Origin of the sequence: Paenibacillus allorhizosphaerae (genome assembly GCF_042659105.1) — a bacterium.
In the GTDB taxonomy this organism is placed as follows: domain Bacteria; phylum Bacillota; class Bacilli; order Paenibacillales; family NBRC-103111; genus Paenibacillus_G; species Paenibacillus_G allorhizosphaerae.
Genome location: NZ_JBHSRV010000001.1, coordinates 529,879 through 546,418 on the forward strand (window position 1 = coordinate 529,879; position 16,540 = coordinate 546,418).

General features: G+C 51.2%; 15 protein-coding genes. 5 read left to right on the forward strand and 10 right to left on the reverse strand.

Going from position 1 to position 16,540, the window contains the following annotated elements; translation table 11 throughout:
* Positions 1–3: 3 nt before the first annotated feature.
* Together ACFQI7_RS02180 and ACFQI7_RS02185 are read right to left on the reverse strand one after the other, a co-directional pair.
* On the reverse strand, positions 4–897 hold the full coding sequence (locus ACFQI7_RS02180) for a carbohydrate ABC transporter permease (protein WP_218096763.1): 894 nt from the start codon (positions 895–897) through the stop codon (positions 4–6).
* Positions 898–929: 32 nt separating this feature from the next.
* Entirely contained in the window at positions 930–2,270 is a 1,341-nt protein-coding gene (locus tag ACFQI7_RS02185; RefSeq protein WP_218096764.1) for an ABC transporter substrate-binding protein, read from the reverse strand.
* On the opposite strand from ACFQI7_RS02185, the gene ACFQI7_RS02190 reads away from it, so the two are divergent.
* Positions 2,245–2,811 carry a hypothetical protein gene (locus tag ACFQI7_RS02190; protein ID WP_218096765.1) on the forward strand — a complete coding sequence of 189 codons (567 nt, stop codon included), beginning with the start codon at positions 2,245–2,247 and terminating at the stop codon, positions 2,809–2,811. The genes ACFQI7_RS02185 and ACFQI7_RS02190 overlap by 26 nt on opposite strands.
* 54 nt (positions 2,812–2,865) lie before the next feature.
* Here the strand turns inward: ACFQI7_RS02190 and ACFQI7_RS02195 are convergent, their stop codons facing one another.
* Positions 2,866–3,183, reverse strand: a complete 318-nt coding sequence (locus ACFQI7_RS02195) for a metal-sulfur cluster assembly factor (protein WP_230414592.1) — start codon at positions 3,181–3,183, stop codon at positions 2,866–2,868.
* 198 nt (positions 3,184–3,381) lie between these two features.
* Between ACFQI7_RS02195 and ACFQI7_RS02200 the strand changes: the two genes are divergently transcribed.
* Complete coding sequence (locus ACFQI7_RS02200; protein ID WP_218096767.1) at positions 3,382–3,807, forward strand: VOC family protein; 426 nt, start codon at positions 3,382–3,384, stop codon at positions 3,805–3,807.
* Positions 3,808–3,935: 128 nt separating this feature from the next.
* Here ACFQI7_RS02200 and ACFQI7_RS02205 read toward each other — a convergent pair whose 3' ends face one another.
* Genes ACFQI7_RS02205 through ACFQI7_RS02215 form a run of 3 tightly spaced genes read right to left on the reverse strand, consistent with a single transcriptional unit; the run spans position 3,936 to position 8,232 of the window.
* Complete coding sequence (locus ACFQI7_RS02205) at positions 3,936–5,828, reverse strand: ABC transporter ATP-binding protein (protein WP_218096768.1); 1,893 nt, start codon at positions 5,826–5,828, stop codon at positions 3,936–3,938.
* A complete protein-coding gene (locus ACFQI7_RS02210; RefSeq protein WP_218096769.1) occupies positions 5,825–7,552 on the reverse strand; it encodes an ABC transporter ATP-binding protein in 1,728 nt (575 codons plus the stop codon). Before ACFQI7_RS02210 ends, ACFQI7_RS02205 begins: the two co-directional genes overlap by 4 nt.
* Positions 7,549–8,232, reverse strand: coding sequence for a TetR/AcrR family transcriptional regulator (locus ACFQI7_RS02215; protein ID WP_218096770.1), 684 nt, complete (start codon positions 8,230–8,232; stop codon positions 7,549–7,551). Before ACFQI7_RS02215 ends, ACFQI7_RS02210 begins: the two co-directional genes overlap by 4 nt.
* A gap of 170 nt (positions 8,233–8,402) precedes the next feature.
* On the opposite strand from ACFQI7_RS02215, the gene ACFQI7_RS02220 reads away from it, so the two are divergent.
* Entirely contained in the window at positions 8,403–8,735 is a 333-nt protein-coding gene (locus tag ACFQI7_RS02220; protein ID WP_218096771.1) for a hypothetical protein, read from the forward strand.
* Positions 8,736–8,894: 159 nt separating this feature from the next.
* On the opposite strand, the gene ACFQI7_RS02225 is transcribed toward ACFQI7_RS02220, so the two are convergent.
* From ACFQI7_RS02225 to rsgA, 3 genes are all read right to left on the reverse strand, one after another.
* Entirely contained in the window at positions 8,895–10,634 is a 1,740-nt protein-coding gene (locus ACFQI7_RS02225; protein ID WP_218096772.1) for a glycoside hydrolase family 55 protein, read from the reverse strand.
* Positions 10,635–10,816: 182 nt separating this feature from the next.
* A complete protein-coding gene (locus ACFQI7_RS02230) occupies positions 10,817–11,488 on the reverse strand; it encodes a hypothetical protein (protein WP_377516563.1) in 672 nt (223 codons plus the stop codon).
* A gap of 202 nt (positions 11,489–11,690) precedes the next feature.
* Positions 11,691–12,794 (reverse strand): ribosome small subunit-dependent GTPase A, encoded by a 1,104-nt coding sequence (gene rsgA, locus ACFQI7_RS02235; protein ID WP_218096774.1) that lies wholly within the window; start codon positions 12,792–12,794, stop codon positions 11,691–11,693.
* A gap of 517 nt (positions 12,795–13,311) precedes the next feature.
* Between rsgA and ACFQI7_RS02240 the strand changes: the two genes are divergently transcribed.
* Positions 13,312–14,973, forward strand: a complete 1,662-nt coding sequence (locus tag ACFQI7_RS02240; RefSeq protein WP_218096775.1) for a hypothetical protein — start codon at positions 13,312–13,314, stop codon at positions 14,971–14,973.
* Between the two features lie 56 nt (positions 14,974–15,029).
* Here ACFQI7_RS02240 and ACFQI7_RS02245 read toward each other — a convergent pair whose 3' ends face one another.
* Positions 15,030–16,100 carry a DUF3231 family protein gene (locus ACFQI7_RS02245; protein ID WP_268966791.1) on the reverse strand — a complete coding sequence of 357 codons (1,071 nt, stop codon included), beginning with the start codon at positions 16,098–16,100 and terminating at the stop codon, positions 15,030–15,032.
* 110 nt (positions 16,101–16,210) lie between these two features.
* Between ACFQI7_RS02245 and ACFQI7_RS02250 the strand changes: the two genes are divergently transcribed.
* Entirely contained in the window at positions 16,211–16,492 is a 282-nt protein-coding gene (locus tag ACFQI7_RS02250; RefSeq protein ID WP_218096777.1) for an ArsR/SmtB family transcription factor, read from the forward strand.
* The last annotated feature ends 48 nt before the right edge of the window (positions 16,493–16,540 follow it).

A 16,540-nucleotide genomic window follows, 5' to 3' on the forward strand; every position in this document is an offset into this window, starting at 1 on the left:
ATCCTAACTGTAATGAATTTTTTTGTCCAGCCCGAAAAATTGAACGCAAGAAACGATCAGAAGCAGCACGATCAACACGACCGTTAACGTTGCCGCCATGCCTTCATCCCAAAACTTAAACGCAGTCTCATAAATATGGAACAACAACAGGTTGCTTGCATTGTCCGGTCCGCCGCCCGTCATCACCGGCAAATGATCCACCAGCTTAAACGTACCGGTTGTGGCAATAATGAATATGAACAAGGTGCTGGGCATGAGCAGCGGAAACGTAATTTTCCAAAATACAAACCACGGCCTGCCTCCGTCCACTTCCGCCGCTTCGTACAGATCTTTCGGAATGTTCTGCAAGCCGGCCAAATAAAACACCATCAAAAACCCGGCTTCCTTCCAGACCGCCATCACGATCGTCGCTCCGAGCACCGTGTCGACGCTGCCGAGCCAATTGACCGATGGAATGTGGAACCATTCTAGAATACTGTTCAGAATGCCGTATTTCGGCGTGTAAATGAACAGCCAAATGTTAGCGATCGCGACGGCCGGAATGACCGTCGGGTAAAAATAAAACGTGCGCATGAATCCGCCGCCTCGAATGGCCCGGTTCACGAACAACGCCATCGCCATGGCAACCGCCATCGCGGCGGGCACCGTCCCTATCACGAAAACAATCGTATTGCCAAGCACCTTCCAAAACTTTTCGTCTTCCCACAGCTTCTGATAGTTTCCCCACCCCACATATTGCGGAACCCGGACCGCCAGCTTCTTCATAAAGAAACTGGTATACACCGTCTTGATCAGTGGGTAAAACGTAAACATGGCAAGGAAGACGAAAGTAGGAAGGAGAAGCAGCCAAGCTTGCGTGTTTTCGCGCAATCTTCTGGCAAACAACCGCTTCTCCATGGGACACTCCTCCATTCACTTGTGTCTGTCCGTTATTTGTTAAAAGGAGCAAGCACCTTCTCGGCCGCTTCCTGCGCCTTCTTGAGTGCTTCCGCCGCCGTAGCGGTTCCTGTGATGGCGGACTGCAGATTATCGTTCCATATTTTCCCGACTTCGCCGGAACTGTGCGTGGAGAACGAAGCGGCCGCGTATTTCAATTGGTCGCGCGCCGTAACGGCTTGCGGGAAGGAGGCGATGTACTTCTTCATGATTTCCGTTTCGTTCGAGCTTCTCGTCGGTGCGACATAGCCCGTGTCGATGCTGAACTGGGCAAGACGTTCCGGCTGCGTCAGCCAGCGAATATATTTCCATGCGGCTTCTTGTCGTTCTTTCGCGATGCCTTTAAAAATATACAGGTTCGCCCCGCCTACCGGCGTGCCGAAATTTTTGCCGGCAGGAAGAAACGCGGTTCCGAATTCAAACTTCGCTCCGTTCTTCACGGCGCCCAGATTGCCTGTCGTGTGATACATCATGGCCGTTTTGCCGCTCATGAAATCGGAAGGAATCGTCGCCCAGTTCGTAGCGCCTTCCGGCATAACCTTTTCCTTCTTGATCAAATCGATCCAAAACTGCAGCGCTTGCACGTTTTCCGGCGTATTGAAGAACACTTTTTTGCCGTCCTGATCCATCAGGTTTTTGCCGTTTTGCAGCGCGAATGCCTGGAACATCCATCCGATGTACTCGGTTGAGGAAATTTCGAGTCCCCATCTGCCGGGCTTCGTCAGCTTTTTGGCATACTCCGTCAGCTCCTTGTAGTTTTGCGGCGGTTTATTTGGATCGAGCCCGACCTCTTTGAACGCGTCCTTGTTGTAATACAAAATAATCGTACTGCGCTGGAACGGAATGCTATATGTTTTTCCTCCCGTTTGCGCGTTAGCCAAAAAGCCTTCGTAAAAATCTTTTATATAGGCGTCCCCGCCGTCCTTAGCGATCAGATCGTTAAGCGGAATTATCGCGTCCATGTCGAGCAATGTGAACAAGTCCGTAGACGATACCAGCATGAGATCGGGCGGAGTGCCGCCCATCACGGCCGTTTGGGCTTTAATCAGCGTATCCTGATTGCTGCCGGTGTAAATCGGCTTTACCGTAATGCCGTCTTTGTTCTCCTTGTTGAACTGCTCCGCCAGACTGTCGAATATTTTGGTCAGCGGTCCTCCGACCGCTACCGGAAAGTAGAACGATAATTCGATAGGCTTGTTCGATTTACTGGCGGAATCGCCGCCAGCCGCATTCCCTCCGGAAGCAGGAGCCGCAGGTGCGCCGCACGCGGTAATCAGCAACAAGCTAGCGATGAGAACGGTTACAATAATGGATTTCGATTTGGAAAAGACCATTGTCTTTCATCTCCCTGGGCTTCGAAATGGCCAAACTATGACACTTGCGATCTCTCGTTTATTTGGCGATCACCCCTTCCGAAAAATAAAAAAACCGAGCAGCAACCATCTCCTTCTCCTCCATGGGAAAAAGAAATGTGTTGCACTCGGGGTTCTCCTGGTCTCTGCCCTTGTGAACGCTTTCATTGTATCGTTTTCCAATTATAACCTGACCGTAGCGGGACTGCAACTAAAATTTTACAGAGGTTTTCGCCATGCACTTGCAGCGGGACAAAATCTTCTCCTGCAAATATCGAATCCGGCAGGAAGCGGCAAAACCATGTTTGTTTCGCGCGTTTCCGGCGGCATTTCGATTGCGGGGGCAACCATCGCCATCCTAAAAAACGGAACGGTGACCGGGACGACAGTAACACCCGTAAATTTGAACTTCGGCAGCTCAAACACAAGCGTAATGGCCGCCAAAAGCGCGACGGGAACCGTTACCGGCAGTCCCGTGACCGTGATTTCGTTAATTTTTTGCTTCATCTGGTGGGAGGTTTGACCTGGCGTAACGGGCGAATGACGAGCAACTTAAGCGTCTTTGCCGAGCGACCGTTTATTGAACAAGCGTCTGCCGCGCCCTGATTTCCTCTCTCGCCTGGTCATTCATTTTGGCTGGCGTCCATTTGGGCTCCCAAACGAGCCGGACGTCGACTTGTTTCACTTCCGGAATTTGCGATACGGTCCGTTTTACATTATCGACGATTTCATCGGCAAGCGGGCATTGGGGAATGGTCAAAGTCATTTCGATGCTCACTTTGCCATTGTCCTCTACCGACACCTCGTAAACAAGACCCAGATCCACAATATTGACCCCGATCTCAGGATCGATGACTTCTTCCAGCGCCGACCATATTTTTTCCTCCGCTTTCAAAATATTTCGCCTCCATTTCATACTTGGATTGGTGCATCTTCCCTTTTGCACTATGTAGATTGCCCCTATTGTCAGGCGATTATTTGCATTTGTATACTTAAAGCACAGCTGCCACTTGCGAACATATGTTTCATATTGTAAAATGGAATTATGGGGAATAATGAACCAGAGATGGTAAATAACGAAGGAGCTGACTTGATGACTTTGCGGTTAATACCTTATTTGATGATGAATGGAAATGCGGCAGAAGCGATCCTTTTTTACGAACAAGCATTGGACGCCAAGCTCCTCTTTAAGCAAACGTTCGGAGAGATGCCGGAAAATCCGGAATTTCCGTTACCGGCGGAAGCAAAAGGTCTTGTTGCGCACGCGATGCTAAAAGTCGGCGAAACGGACCTGATGTTCTCGGATATGTTCCCGGGTCAACCCCACCATATCGGAAATCAAGTTACCATTTGCGTTTCGACGGACGACGCGGACAAATCAAGACGAATCTTCGAAGCGCTGCAGCAAGGCGGTCAAGTGAACATGCCTCTGCAGGATACGCATTTCAGCCCTGCTTACGGAATTGTTACCGACAAGTACGGTGTAACTTTCCAAATCTATACGGAAAGCAAGCAATAAACCGATTTCTACATAACCCGCCGGTTTCGCGCGGTTACGCTTCCGCGTCCGGTTTCAATGCAAAACGGCTCTGTTCCTCGTGGACAGAGCCGTTTCCATTTTTCATTGCATGTACGTCGTCTGCTTGTCTAAGCTACCGTCCCCTCAGCGAATTGGCTGTTGTACAGTTCGGCGTAGAAGCCGCCTTTGGCAAGCAGTTCCTCGTGTTTTCCTTGTTCGATCACGTTGCCGTGATTCATGACAAGAATCAAAACAGCGTCTCGTATCGTCGATAACCTGTGCGCGATGACGAAGCTCGTACGCCCTTTCATCAGCTCATGCATCGCCTTCTGAATATAAATTTCCGTTCGCGTGTCTACGCTGCTCGTCGCTTCATCCAGAATCAGAATCGCGGGGTCCGCCAAGATGGCGCGGGCGATCGTCAGCAGCTGCTTCTGACCTTGCGAGATGTTGGACGCTTCTTCGTTCAACACGGTGTCATACCCTTCGGGCAGCGTACGAATGAAATGATCGGCTTGCGCCGCTTGCGCGGCCTCAATGATTTCTTGCTCGGTTGCACCCATGCGGCCGTATGCGATATTATCCCGGATCGTCCCGTTGAACAGCCACGTATCCTGCAGCACCATGCCGAACAGGCGGCGAAGCTGCTCCCGCTTCATGCCGGCAATATTGTTACCGTCGATGGTGATGGCGCCTTCGTTGATCTCGTAGAAACGCATCAGCAAATTAATGAGCGTCGTTTTGCCGGCTCCGGTCGGCCCGACGATCGCGATCGTCTGCCCCTGCTTCACATCGATATTCATCTGATGGATCAACGTCGCGTCTTCCTTATAGCCGAAGCTGACGTTGTCGAAACGAACATTGCCGCGAGGTTCCTGCACGACGATTCCTTGCGCAGCCTCCGGCACTTCTTCCGTCTCATCCAATATTTCGAATACGCGTTCCGCCGACGCCAGCGTCGATTGAATGACGTTGGCGATATTCGCGGTCTGCACGATCGGCATAGAGAATTGGCGCGCATATTGAATAAAAGCCTGAATGTCGCCGATCGCAATCGCCCGTTGCGTCACCAGCACCCCGCCAACGACGCAAATGAGCACGTACCCGATGTTATTGATGACCGTCATCAGCGGCATCATGATCCCGCTGATGAATTGCGCCCGCCAACCTGATTCGTATAACCGGTCGTTAATCGAATCGAACTTCTGAATGGATTTCTTCTCGTGACCGAACGCCTTAATGATTTTATGGCCGGTATACATCTCTTCCACGTGACCGTTCAGTTCGCCGAGCGCTTTTTGCTGCCCCATAAAGTGCGGCTGCGAGCGGCCCGCAATCGCTTTGATGACGATAAAGCTGAGCGGCAGCGTCAGCACGAGAATGAGCGTCAAAAGCGGACTGATGGTCAGCATCATTACAATGATGCCGATCAGCGTAATCACGGAAGTGATCATTTGCGTCAAGCTTTGCTGCAGCGTCCCGCTGATGTTCTCCATATCGTTCACGGCCCGGCTCATGATTTCGCCGTGCGTTTGCGAATCATAATATTTGAGCGGCAGGCGCGTCAATTTCTCTTTGACCTCTTTGCGGAGATGATACACGGTCCTCTGGGCGACGCCGGCCATCAAATACTGCTGAATATAAGCGAATAAAGAGCTGAACGCATAAAGAACAATTAAGATCAGAACGATATTGAAAATATAGGAAAAATCAATCGCCGCATCCGGAACGCCATTCATCTTCGCCAATATGCCCTCGAACATTTTGGTCGTAGCCTTCCCCATAATTTTCGGGCTTACAATGCTGAATATGGTACTTAACACAGCAGTAATCAATACGGCAAACAGCTGCACGCGGAAAGGTTTCAAATAGCCGAGCAGCCTGCGGAATGTGCCCTTGGCGTCCTTGGCCTTCTGCCCCGGCATCCCGAAGCCGCCGCCCATCGGTCCGCGTCCGGGTCCCCCCATAGGGCCTCCCATCGGTCGGCCGTCATTTCCTCGCGGTTTATTTTGTTCACTCATGCGATTTCCTCCTCCGCGAGCTGTGAGGACACGATTTCCCTGTATACTTTGGATGTCTCCATCAATTGCTCGTGATTGCCTATCCCTGCAATGGCCCCTTCTTCCATAACGATAATGCGGTCCGCATTCTTAATCGTACTGACTCTTTGTGCGACGATGATAACCGTAGCATCCGTCGTTTCCCGCGCAAGCGCGGCACGCAGGTTCGCATCCGTCTTATAATCCAGCGCGGAGAAGCTGTCGTCGAATACGTAAATATCCGGTTTTCTGACAAGCGCCCGCGCGATGGACAGCCGCTGCTTCTGGCCGCCCGACAAGTTCGCTCCGCCTTGCGAGATGACGGCATCATAGCCTTCCGGCTTCTCCGCTATAAACGATGCGGCTTGCGCGATTTCTGCGGCATGCCGGATTTGTTCCTCCGCCGCGTCTTCTTTGCCGTAGGCGATATTTTCCCGAATCGTCCCCGTGAACAGTACCGCCTTCTGCGGGACGAAGCCGATCTTGGACCGCAGCGCCTCCTGCGTCATATCTCGTACATCGATGCCGTCGACCGTAATGCGGCCGCCGTCAATATCGTAAAATCGGGTGATCAGATTGGCCAATGTCGTTTTACCCGAGCCCGTGCCGCCGATGATCGCGGTAATTTCCCCGATCTTTGCTTCGAACGAGATATCGGAAACGGCGGGCTTCTCCGCACCGGGATAGCTGAATGTGACGCGATCGAAGACAACATGGCCGCCCCGCTGCGCCGTAGTTCGCGCCGTATCGCGATCCGTAATGACAGGCACGGTATCCAGCACTTCATTGATCCGCGCAGCTGAAGCCGATGCTCGCGGCACCATGACGAACATCATGGACACCATAATGAGCGAGAACATGATCTGCATGGCGTATTGCAGAAACGCCATCAAATCGCCCACTTGCATATCGCCGGTGCTGATACGATGGCCTCCGAACCAAATGATCGCAATGGACGTGAGGTTCATAATCAGCATCATCATCGGCATCATGGCCGCCATAATTTTGTTTACTTTCACGGCCGTTTCCGTCAAATCGAGGTTCGCGGCATCGAACCGCTTCTTCTCGTGCTCCGTCCGATTGAACGCCCGGATTACGCGGACCCCGGTCAAATTCTCACGCAATACGAGGTTCAGTTTATCGATCTTGAATTGGATCGATTTGAACAGCGGCATGCCTTTCCTGGCAATCAGGAAAATCGTAAGCGCCAATATCGGCACGACGCACACGATGACGAGCGACAGCTTCGGGTCCTTTGAGAACGCCATGATAATGCCGCCGATACACATCATCGGCGCGGATACCATCATCCGCATCATCATGAGCAATACTTGCTGTACTTGCGTAATGTCATTCGTCGTACGGGTAATCAGCGACGCCGTACCGAGCTTATCAAATTCCTGCAGTGAAAAGTCTTCGACCTGCGCGAACGTTTTGCCGCGGACGATGCGACCGAAGCCTGCGGAAATTTTGGACGAGTGGTAGCTCGCATAGACGGAAAAGCCTCCGCTTAGCGCCGTTACCAGCAGCATAAGTCCGCCGATGCGCCAAATATGGCTCACATCCCCGCTTACAATCCCTTGATTCACAATGTCCGCCATCAACGTTGGCAAATACAAATCGGACAAGGATTGAAGGAAAATGAGCAGCAGCACCAAGGCAATCGACCAACGGTAGGGCCGCAAATATTGAAACAACTTGATCATGCTTTATCATCTCCACTTGATTTTTCGCGGCTTGACGGGCCGACAAGAGCTATACAGGAGGCAACGGCATCCTCCATATCGCGATGAAACATGCGTTCAATTTCTGTCTTGCTCACGCCTTGCTCTTGTAGCTCCAGATTCATCTGCCGCAGATGCATCATCCCGTGCATCATGGCCCCCCAATATTGCGTAGCAAGCAACTGCGGAGACATGGAGCGAATGTCCCCGGCATCCATGCCTCGTTGCATCGTCTCGCGAATCATATTCAGATTATCGCGATGCCATTTCCATTCATTCAATTCCTCCGCCGTGAACAATTGATGCAATTCGTGGCGCATGCGCATAAAAAACAAAAAACTGTCCGGCTGCGCCATCAAGTTGTCATACATGGAACGGACAAAACTTTCCAACATGACGGGAACGGGGAGGTTTCTCTCAAAATGCATTTGTACTTGTTTATTCGATTGTTCAAACATGAAAAGAAACAGTTCCCGAAATAGCGTCAACTTATCCTTGAAATAATAATAAACAAGCCCCCTAGCTATACCCGCCTGCTCAGCAACGTCTCCGATTTCTGCGGCCGCATACCCCTTTTCCACATATACCTTTAAAGCGCCCTTCATGATCATTTCTTTCCGTTGGCGCCGGATTTCTTCATTTTGTTCTTTATTGCGCGGCAAAGGGCGATCACCTCGTTTTTTAATTGACTTTCATGTCAACCAAAACTATAGCTTACAGCTAAGCCCGCTGTCAAGCGCATCTATCCCTATTTTTAATTGTGATGAATGAATCCCTTCGTAGATGGTCATATTAACCTTGTTGTACAGGCAAAACTTAGGAGGGACCACCAGTGCCTAATCAAGAACAGCAAAATGCGGCTAACGCTGCTGCAGCGCAAAATTCATTGAACCAAACGCAAGCAACCGCTAACACCCAAGCCGGTGCGACAGCACAAGGCGCTCAAGCTACGCAAGCGACGCAATCCGCACAAGCGCAGCAATCGCAAAGCGCAGCAAACCAAGCTCAAAATGCAGTAAATCAGGCGCAACAGGCATTGAATCAAGCTCAAGCGAGCGCTGATCCGCAAGCCATTCAATCGGCACAAGAGCAGCTTGAAACGGCCCAGCAGCAGTTGGCGCAAGCGCAAGCTACAGCGAACAGCAACGAAGAAACGCTTTCGTAATCGGCAGTATGAGGTAACGGCTTTCCTCTCATACAAAAAATACCCTCATATTCTCCGGCAGGAGATGTGAGGGCATTTTTGTATCAAGGCATCCTTCTTCGTTGAGTTCCGTTAATGCAGAATTAGCGATTACCCTCTCTGACGCTACCTCCATCCATCCTAAGTCGGCGCCTTTACGGCTGCGTATTCCATTAACGAAATGCTGACGGACATCGAGCCTGCGCTTTGGTTGCTTACCGATACAACGAGCTCGGACTTCTCGGCATTCCAATGATATGCGGTAAGAAACAGCGTCTCCGGTCCCATGGAAACTCTGTTGAGCGTCCCGGCTGAAGTACGGGTCTCCCCCGCCGAATTCGATACGATGACCGATTGTTCAGCTGCATCGAATAGCTGCGTCACTCCCTTGACGCATACCGTGAACGTCAACTTCGTGACTTTCCCTGAATCGGCGGCGAGCGGATTCAACGCAAACGCGACGGAACCTGCGGCCCCGGCGGCTGCAACCATGGACTGGGACTGAACGAACTTCACGTCGGTCACGTTCAGCGCATTGCCGGATGATTGAAACAACCGTTCTAAAGAAGATGCGTCATTGTGGCCGGATAACGTATAATGCTTGTTGTCGTATACCCGAACTGTCCCTCCGGAGCCGCTGAATATTATCGCCCCGTTCACGTCGTTGCCGCAAATGTCCAAGTCCAGCGCCGACCCGCGCACAATCCCGATCGAACCGCTTGTGAAACCGCTCGCGATCCGATTGTCCGCGATTCGGCAGGAAGTGGCCTGCGTCCCCCGAATGAAAATGCCCCAACTGCCCGGGCCGGTCAATTCGTTATTCCATATACCCAGGTTTTTAATATTGCCGTTGCGGTACGTACCGAACTTGTCGACATAGATCCGGTCGGTAATGTTGTTGGAAATGATCACATTCTCGCAATCGTTATCCTGCACGGTGATGAATATTCGCTGTTTGATCATATTCCCGTCGATGACTACATTAGAGCTGTCGTCAATCCACAGCTGCTTTTCAAAATTGTTGCTTGCGATCAATACTTCCGCACCAGGGGAGTTTTCGATTTCGCAGGAACCGTACAAGTTGTTGAAATCGTAGTTGCCGATAATTTTGATCTTGCCGTTGCCGCCGAAAAAATTGTAGCTGGTCGCATTTTGCCCGTTATAACAGCTGTTCCCGCTGTAATAAGTGTTCATCGTGCACACGTTCTGAAAATGTCCTGCGTTTGTTCCTACAGGCGCAACCGATTTGCAGTTGGTTACGACAATGTCTTTGACCGGGAACTGATCCGTGCCGCGAAAATGAGTCGCATAAAAAAAATGCTCAAATTCGCAGTTTTCCACCGTGATCCGCTCGATGACTCGTTCCAACTGCGCCGTTGCGGCGAAGAGGCCGCGAATGCTGCTTGTCGTATTCAACGCTTTGAACCGCAGCCCGCTGCAATAAAAGCCATTGCCGAGAAGCTCGATATGACGGCCGAGTATGAGTCTCCCGGTCCCTTCGATGGTGACATGGTCTTTGTTAATCGCAAAACCGGAAGCAAGCAAATAATCGCCGGCTGGCACATAAATTTTAGCCCCATCATTCGCGGCATCGTCGATTGCTGCTTGAAATATCGCCGAATTATCGAATTCTCCTCCGGGACGGGCGTTGTACGGGGGGCGGGTAATATCGATCCACGATTCATTTTGTCCTTTATGCGGATGGGGCGGCGGATTCTCCGGAGTATATACCGCGTCGGCAACCGTAACGGCTTGTGCCGATCCTGCGCCGGACGCAGCCACATATGCTCCGAGCATGCCAAGCGAGGCAAGCAGCTTCCTTCTGCTCCAAAGACGGTGAGACACAGCTTCCTGTTCCAATTCCCGGCTATCATTCGTCAAGTACGGTTCACTCCTTCGGATAACGTTTATTTTCCGAAATATCTCGATGATGATAATAAGCATAACAGCCGCCGGGATAACTGTCTTTGCCCACATTCATGAATGTCTCACGTCATTTGACTGACATGAACACAACCGTCCAACGATAGTATCCTGTATTAAACCTGTAATCGTCGCATCGTTCAGACCTTGTTCTTTTCTTTCAGCAAAGCGTACAGCGGAATCAACAGTATCAAAAAAACGAGATCCATAAATAACACCGTCCATACCGGATGTTCGCCCGCCGCCATTACGCCAAGCATCGCTCCCATCATGCCGCCCATCAGGCCGGCCAACATGCCGTCCATCGAAGCCAGCAGTCCATACGGCTGGCCGGAGAAATATCCGGCAGCCATTCCGAAGGCTACGGCAATCGCGGTAGGTACCAACATTTCCGCCATCATTAAACCGACCGTCGTTCCAATCGTCACGCTTGACGTCATGCCGATGGACATGGCGGCCATCATGCCGGACATGGGGGGCAGGCTCGCGCCTTTCATTCTAACTTTTACCGTAATCATCAGGCTGGCGAGGCCCATTACAATAAGAGAAACGACGCTGACCGGCAGCATGCCAGGTGAATCCGCTGCTTTTTGCATGGAGAACCGGCCTGAACCGGCCGATTGAACTTGATTTGCCGCTTCGGGATGCATATGGCCGGAATGTTCGGCACCCATGGTCACGTGATCGGACTTCAATTGCTGCGCACGGACCTCATCTGTCATAGCAAAGAACAGCATCAAACAGAACGCCCATGCGATAACGACCGTTTTAGCCATGTACTCGCTCCCTTTCGCCTGCAATTGCCGCCGCATTCCCGCAGCGGTCACCTCCTCCTAACATATCGCGCATCATCCGATATTAGAATGACTCCATCGGGCTATCGTTCCTTCCCATACATCCTGAACCCGCTGCATGCCATGACGACAGCGGTTGCAGCCCGACCTACCCGAGACCACCGACGCATATGTTCACGTTGGACCTCCTCTATCATTCATGCATTGCTGCTTGCCCGAATCATCTTCCTTTTCGGTACTCATCGCGGAAAGCGGCATGCCGTTTTCCTTTTTCTTTCTCCAACATTTGTTTAGCGTACTTTTTACCCTTCTCTTTTTCGACGCTCCGGATCGTTTTTTCCATTTTGCGGGACAAATGCTTTAATTCCGCCCCCAAGCTTTGATAGCTCCGGAATCGCTTCGCTTCCAGCGTACCGTTCTTGAGCGCGAGACGTACCGCACATCCCGGTTCGTGCCGGTGGCTGCAATCGTTAAAGTAGCACGCTTTCGCAAGCGTATCGATATCTTCAAATGCATTGGCGAGTCCGTCGCTGCTTTCCCACAGCTGCAATTCGCGCATACCGGGCGTATCCATAATCAAAGCGCCGTCCGGAAGCATGATGAGCTCGCGATGCGTGGTCGTATGCTTGCCGCGGTCATCGCCTTGCCGCACATCGTTCACTTTTTGAATGTCTGCACCGGCAAGACAATTGATAAGTGTAGATTTCCCGGCCCCGGAGGAACCGAGCAGCGCAACCGTTTGCCCTTGGGCCAAATAGCCGGATAACGATGGCAGCCCCTCCTTTTGGATCGAACTGATGACATGGACAGGCACGCCCGGGGCGATGCTGCGAACGCTCGCCGCTTTTTTGTCGGCATCCGCGCACAAATCCGCTTTGCTTAACACGATGACCGGGTTCGCCCCGCTCTCCCAAGTCAAGGTCAAATATCGTTCGATTCTTCGGAGATTGAAATCGTTATTTAGCGCATTGACTAAGAAAACAGTATCGACATTCGCCGCTACGATTTGCTCTGCCGTCTTATTGCCTGCCGCCCTGCGCGAAAACTTGCTTTTTCTCGGCAAAATCGCATGAATTGTCGCTTTGTGTTCACCCCCGCGATCTTGAATGACCACCCAGTCGCCGACGGCAGGGTATTGATCGCGGGAGGTCGATTGATGTCTCATCTTCCCGCTAATTTCGCCTGTGCGTTCCCCGTCGGCCGTCCAAATTTGGTACAGCCCTTTGTGTTCGATGGCGATACGTCCGCAACCATATCCTTGTGCGGCATATACGCCAAATTGTTCGTGTAATTCCGTGTTCCATCCCAGTCTCGTCAAATCCACTTCGGATTCCTCCCTCAATGTGTTCCTTCAAAGTTCGTTGCAAAAAAAAAACAGCCCCTGCAACAGAGGCTGTTTCAACAACGCTAAAATACGAAACGAACGAAGCCGACGTATTGTTTGCGTTTGTGAACATACAAAATAGCCCTGAAAGCGATGACCTGCCCTCAGAGCGCAAAACCCTTGGTTACCTTGATACCGATTACCAGGAAAACCGTGCTGCAGCGCGAGGACAAGCGTTATCCGATTGTACGTTTTTCATTGTCCTCACCCCTTCCGTTTGCTGAATGTAAATTCATGTTAACACGCGCGGCCGGCGCTGAACAGGGATTAAACGATTATAGACGTCTTTGCCACGAGCTGCCGCAATACAAATACAAAAGATCCGGAAGATTGTATAAAGAAATTCGCGATGAACGGATGGTATGATGTCTCTAGATTTGTAAATGATCGCACCGGTACACGGCGGCAATTTCGGATGCAGAGGCTGCCGCAATCATCGAAAAGGAGAGTGGGACGATTGACGATACGTCACAGTGGCAATGAACAAACGGAAGGCGATCACGATGAACAGCTACCCGGCAAAAAATTAACGAGGAGAGCGCTGCTTGCATCGGCAGGCATGGCTGGGGCGGCGTTCGTATGCGGCACGGCATTCGGAGCAACGGCTAACAATTCTGCATCCGGCTTGTCGGCTTCAACCGTTAGCAGCAATACCTACGATCCGGTTCCGGACAACCCGCTTCCAGGCACATCGCCTCCTGCACCTCAAGTAGACTTCGTACAGCTTCTTCGCGAACATAACGAGACGGCGACGCAGCTGTACGTCAAAGTTACCGGCAATCGCAGTATCGAGGTGCTCATTCCGTTCAAAGGAAAACGTTGCGCTCACTACGCCTTCATGAAAGATCCGAACGACGACTTCATCAAGCTCCAAAACGGGGCGGTTTCCATTCTCAGTTCGACGTCAACCGTTGCGGGCGTCATCGATTATGCGGCGAAAACGGGCAACTGGGTGACCAATTTTCCGCCGAACGATTATACGACGCAAGCGGGAGCTACGTTTTCGTTTTCATTCAATGGTACCGGTTTCGACTTTCAGCATTATACCGACAACCGGGGCGGAGTATGGGAATTTGCGGTGGACGGCAGCATGGCCGCTTCGATCAGCACCCACATCGACGCGGTTCCTAAGCCGGAGCTGCGTGGAAATTACGGTTGCAGACCGGTTGCAAGGGGACTCTCGGACGGTACGCATACGGTAGTGGCAACGTTTAAAGGCGACGATCCGACCCACCCCCCTTCCGGCGGAGCAGGCACATCTAGAGGATGGGTCCGTAACGCGGCGAATTCCGCCTCCAAGGACGAACCTTACCGGACGGCGCTGCTGTACGACTCGACATCGGTTCAAGTGAACAATCCGGTCAAACTGTTTGAAGCGCTGCATTCGTGGAGTAACAAGGAGTTCGCGCTGAACGTATCCCCTGCCGGCTCCGGCTTCGCCAATCATTGGCTGCCCGAGCATGTGAACGTCGGTACCGTCTATACAGGCGGTTCGCAACGCGTTTATTTTGACGATACGGAAGTTTCGGCCTGGACCGCCGATGTGACGTTTCGCCCCGTGCGTTCGGTCAAAATCGTGCAGCAAATGATAGCCAAACATCCGAACGACCCGGCGAACCCGGTCGCTGAAATCGACTGCGTGCATACGGCCAGCACGAGTGGCGTTTCCGTGAAAGTGAAAGTGAGATGGCTGCGGTCCGTCTTTATTTTTACCGGCTACGGGATGATGTTCCCGGCGGCCGGGACATTCGCCAATAAACTTGTGACCGGATCGGGAAAGACGTACGAGGCCAGCGCTACGGACGGCAGCAAGACCGACTTGATCGAGAACGATCAATCCGCAAGCTACGCGTACATTCACAGCGCTTCGGGGACGAACGGTGAACCGGACACGGTGCTGGCCATGACCATTCACGATATTGCCAAGACGTTCCGGTACGGACAAGCCGGAAGAAGGAAAAACGGCTCTGTCGTATGGCTGCAGCATCGGGACGCTACAATGCAGAAGCTGTATCCTCAAATATTTGATCAATATACGGCTGCGGCAGGGGAAACATATGAGGCTGGGGGAACGTATTTCATTGGCGAACTGCCGCTCGCGCATCGGCTGCTGACATGACACTTCATGAGCAGAGGCTTCCGGTCAAACTGCCGCTGGCCTCTGCTCGCAGCAGGTTACGCTTTACTCGCCATGGCCAGCGCTTTTCGGTTTTCCGTAAGCGGCGGCTGCTCCATCCAGCCGTGATCCGTCATCACCCTCAGCCAATTCGCGCTAACTTTCATATCATCACCGATCGCCATCATATATTTGGCAACAAGGTCCTTCCGCGGCGAAGAAGCGAGACCCGATCCGTAATACACCATAGCGCTTGAAAATAAAAATCCTACCTGGAACATCATCAACCTATCGGAGAAGGGAGAAAGCATCGTGTCGGTAATTTCCGATTCCAGCGTAGGCGGAGCGGGAAGATTATCGTCGTCAAGCGTCGCAGCAAACGTTTCAATATGTTTTTCTTTGACTTCAATGGCCTCCAGTAAAAAGCGTTTAACAATACTACTCTTCCCAACTTGATGAAATGCGACAAGCACCGCTTTGGCCAATATGCTCTTTTTCAAATTGAACAAAATATCCGTGATTTCAATGCAAGTGAGCGGCCGCTTCTCGCCGATCAATCCGGCCACAAAGCTTTTGCTCTGCACAAATTCCGGCCTTTCGGGAGGCGTGATCGCCGGCGGACGGAAATAGATCCCCTTGTCTATTAAAAGGTCTTTGGTCCAGTTGCATAATTTAACCGAAGATGCGAGGCACTCCGAAAAATATTCCCTTACATCTTTCCTGGAAGACGTCGTAATGGCGCCGCTATAGCCATGACAGCCATGGATGGACATGATGTTTAAATAATGAAGAGCTAAAGGATCCGAGAACATCTTAGGTGCTTTTGTGCTCACATCCTGCTCCGTAAAAGCCTCGGGAATGGGGTAGCTCTCGCTTTCAAAAAAGGATTGGATCTTTTCGACGTGCTGTTCCCCCAAGTGGACTGCATATTCATAAATGGCTCGTATGTCGTCATCGTTCAAGTTTTGAAGCAAAAACTTGTTCATGTAAAGACTAGCCGTTTCATTCATGTACTGCATCCATAAACCTGCAATCTCTGCTGATGTCAGCTTCGGATGATGAGTTGAACTCAATCGTAACACCTGCCTCACGTTTAGATTATTCCAGATTAATGTTTCCTTGTTTTGCATGACTATTCATATCGAATATGTTTTGGAATAAAGCTCTTTACAATTGAAAAATGGTATGCTATTGTTTATTTCCATAAGTATAGAAATAAGACTACGGCAAGGTGATGACGATGGTTCGGGATAATGCAGAAGTACGGCAAGCCGTCAAAATATATAAGGCACTCGGAGAACCGACCCGGCTCAAAATTGCAATGCTGCTTACGGAGGAGAAAAATTTGTGCTGCTCCGATATCCAGAGCAAGCTTGAATCCATCGCCGGATCGACGCTCTCCCACCACCTGAAACAGTTGACGGATTGCGGACTGCTCGATCTCCGCAAGGACGGTACTTATATATATTACAGCGTGAACCGTGAAGCGGCCCAAAAGTACGCACCGTATTTGCTTACTTAAATTTTTTTCATCTTTATTTCTATATTTCTAGAAATATAATATTAACGG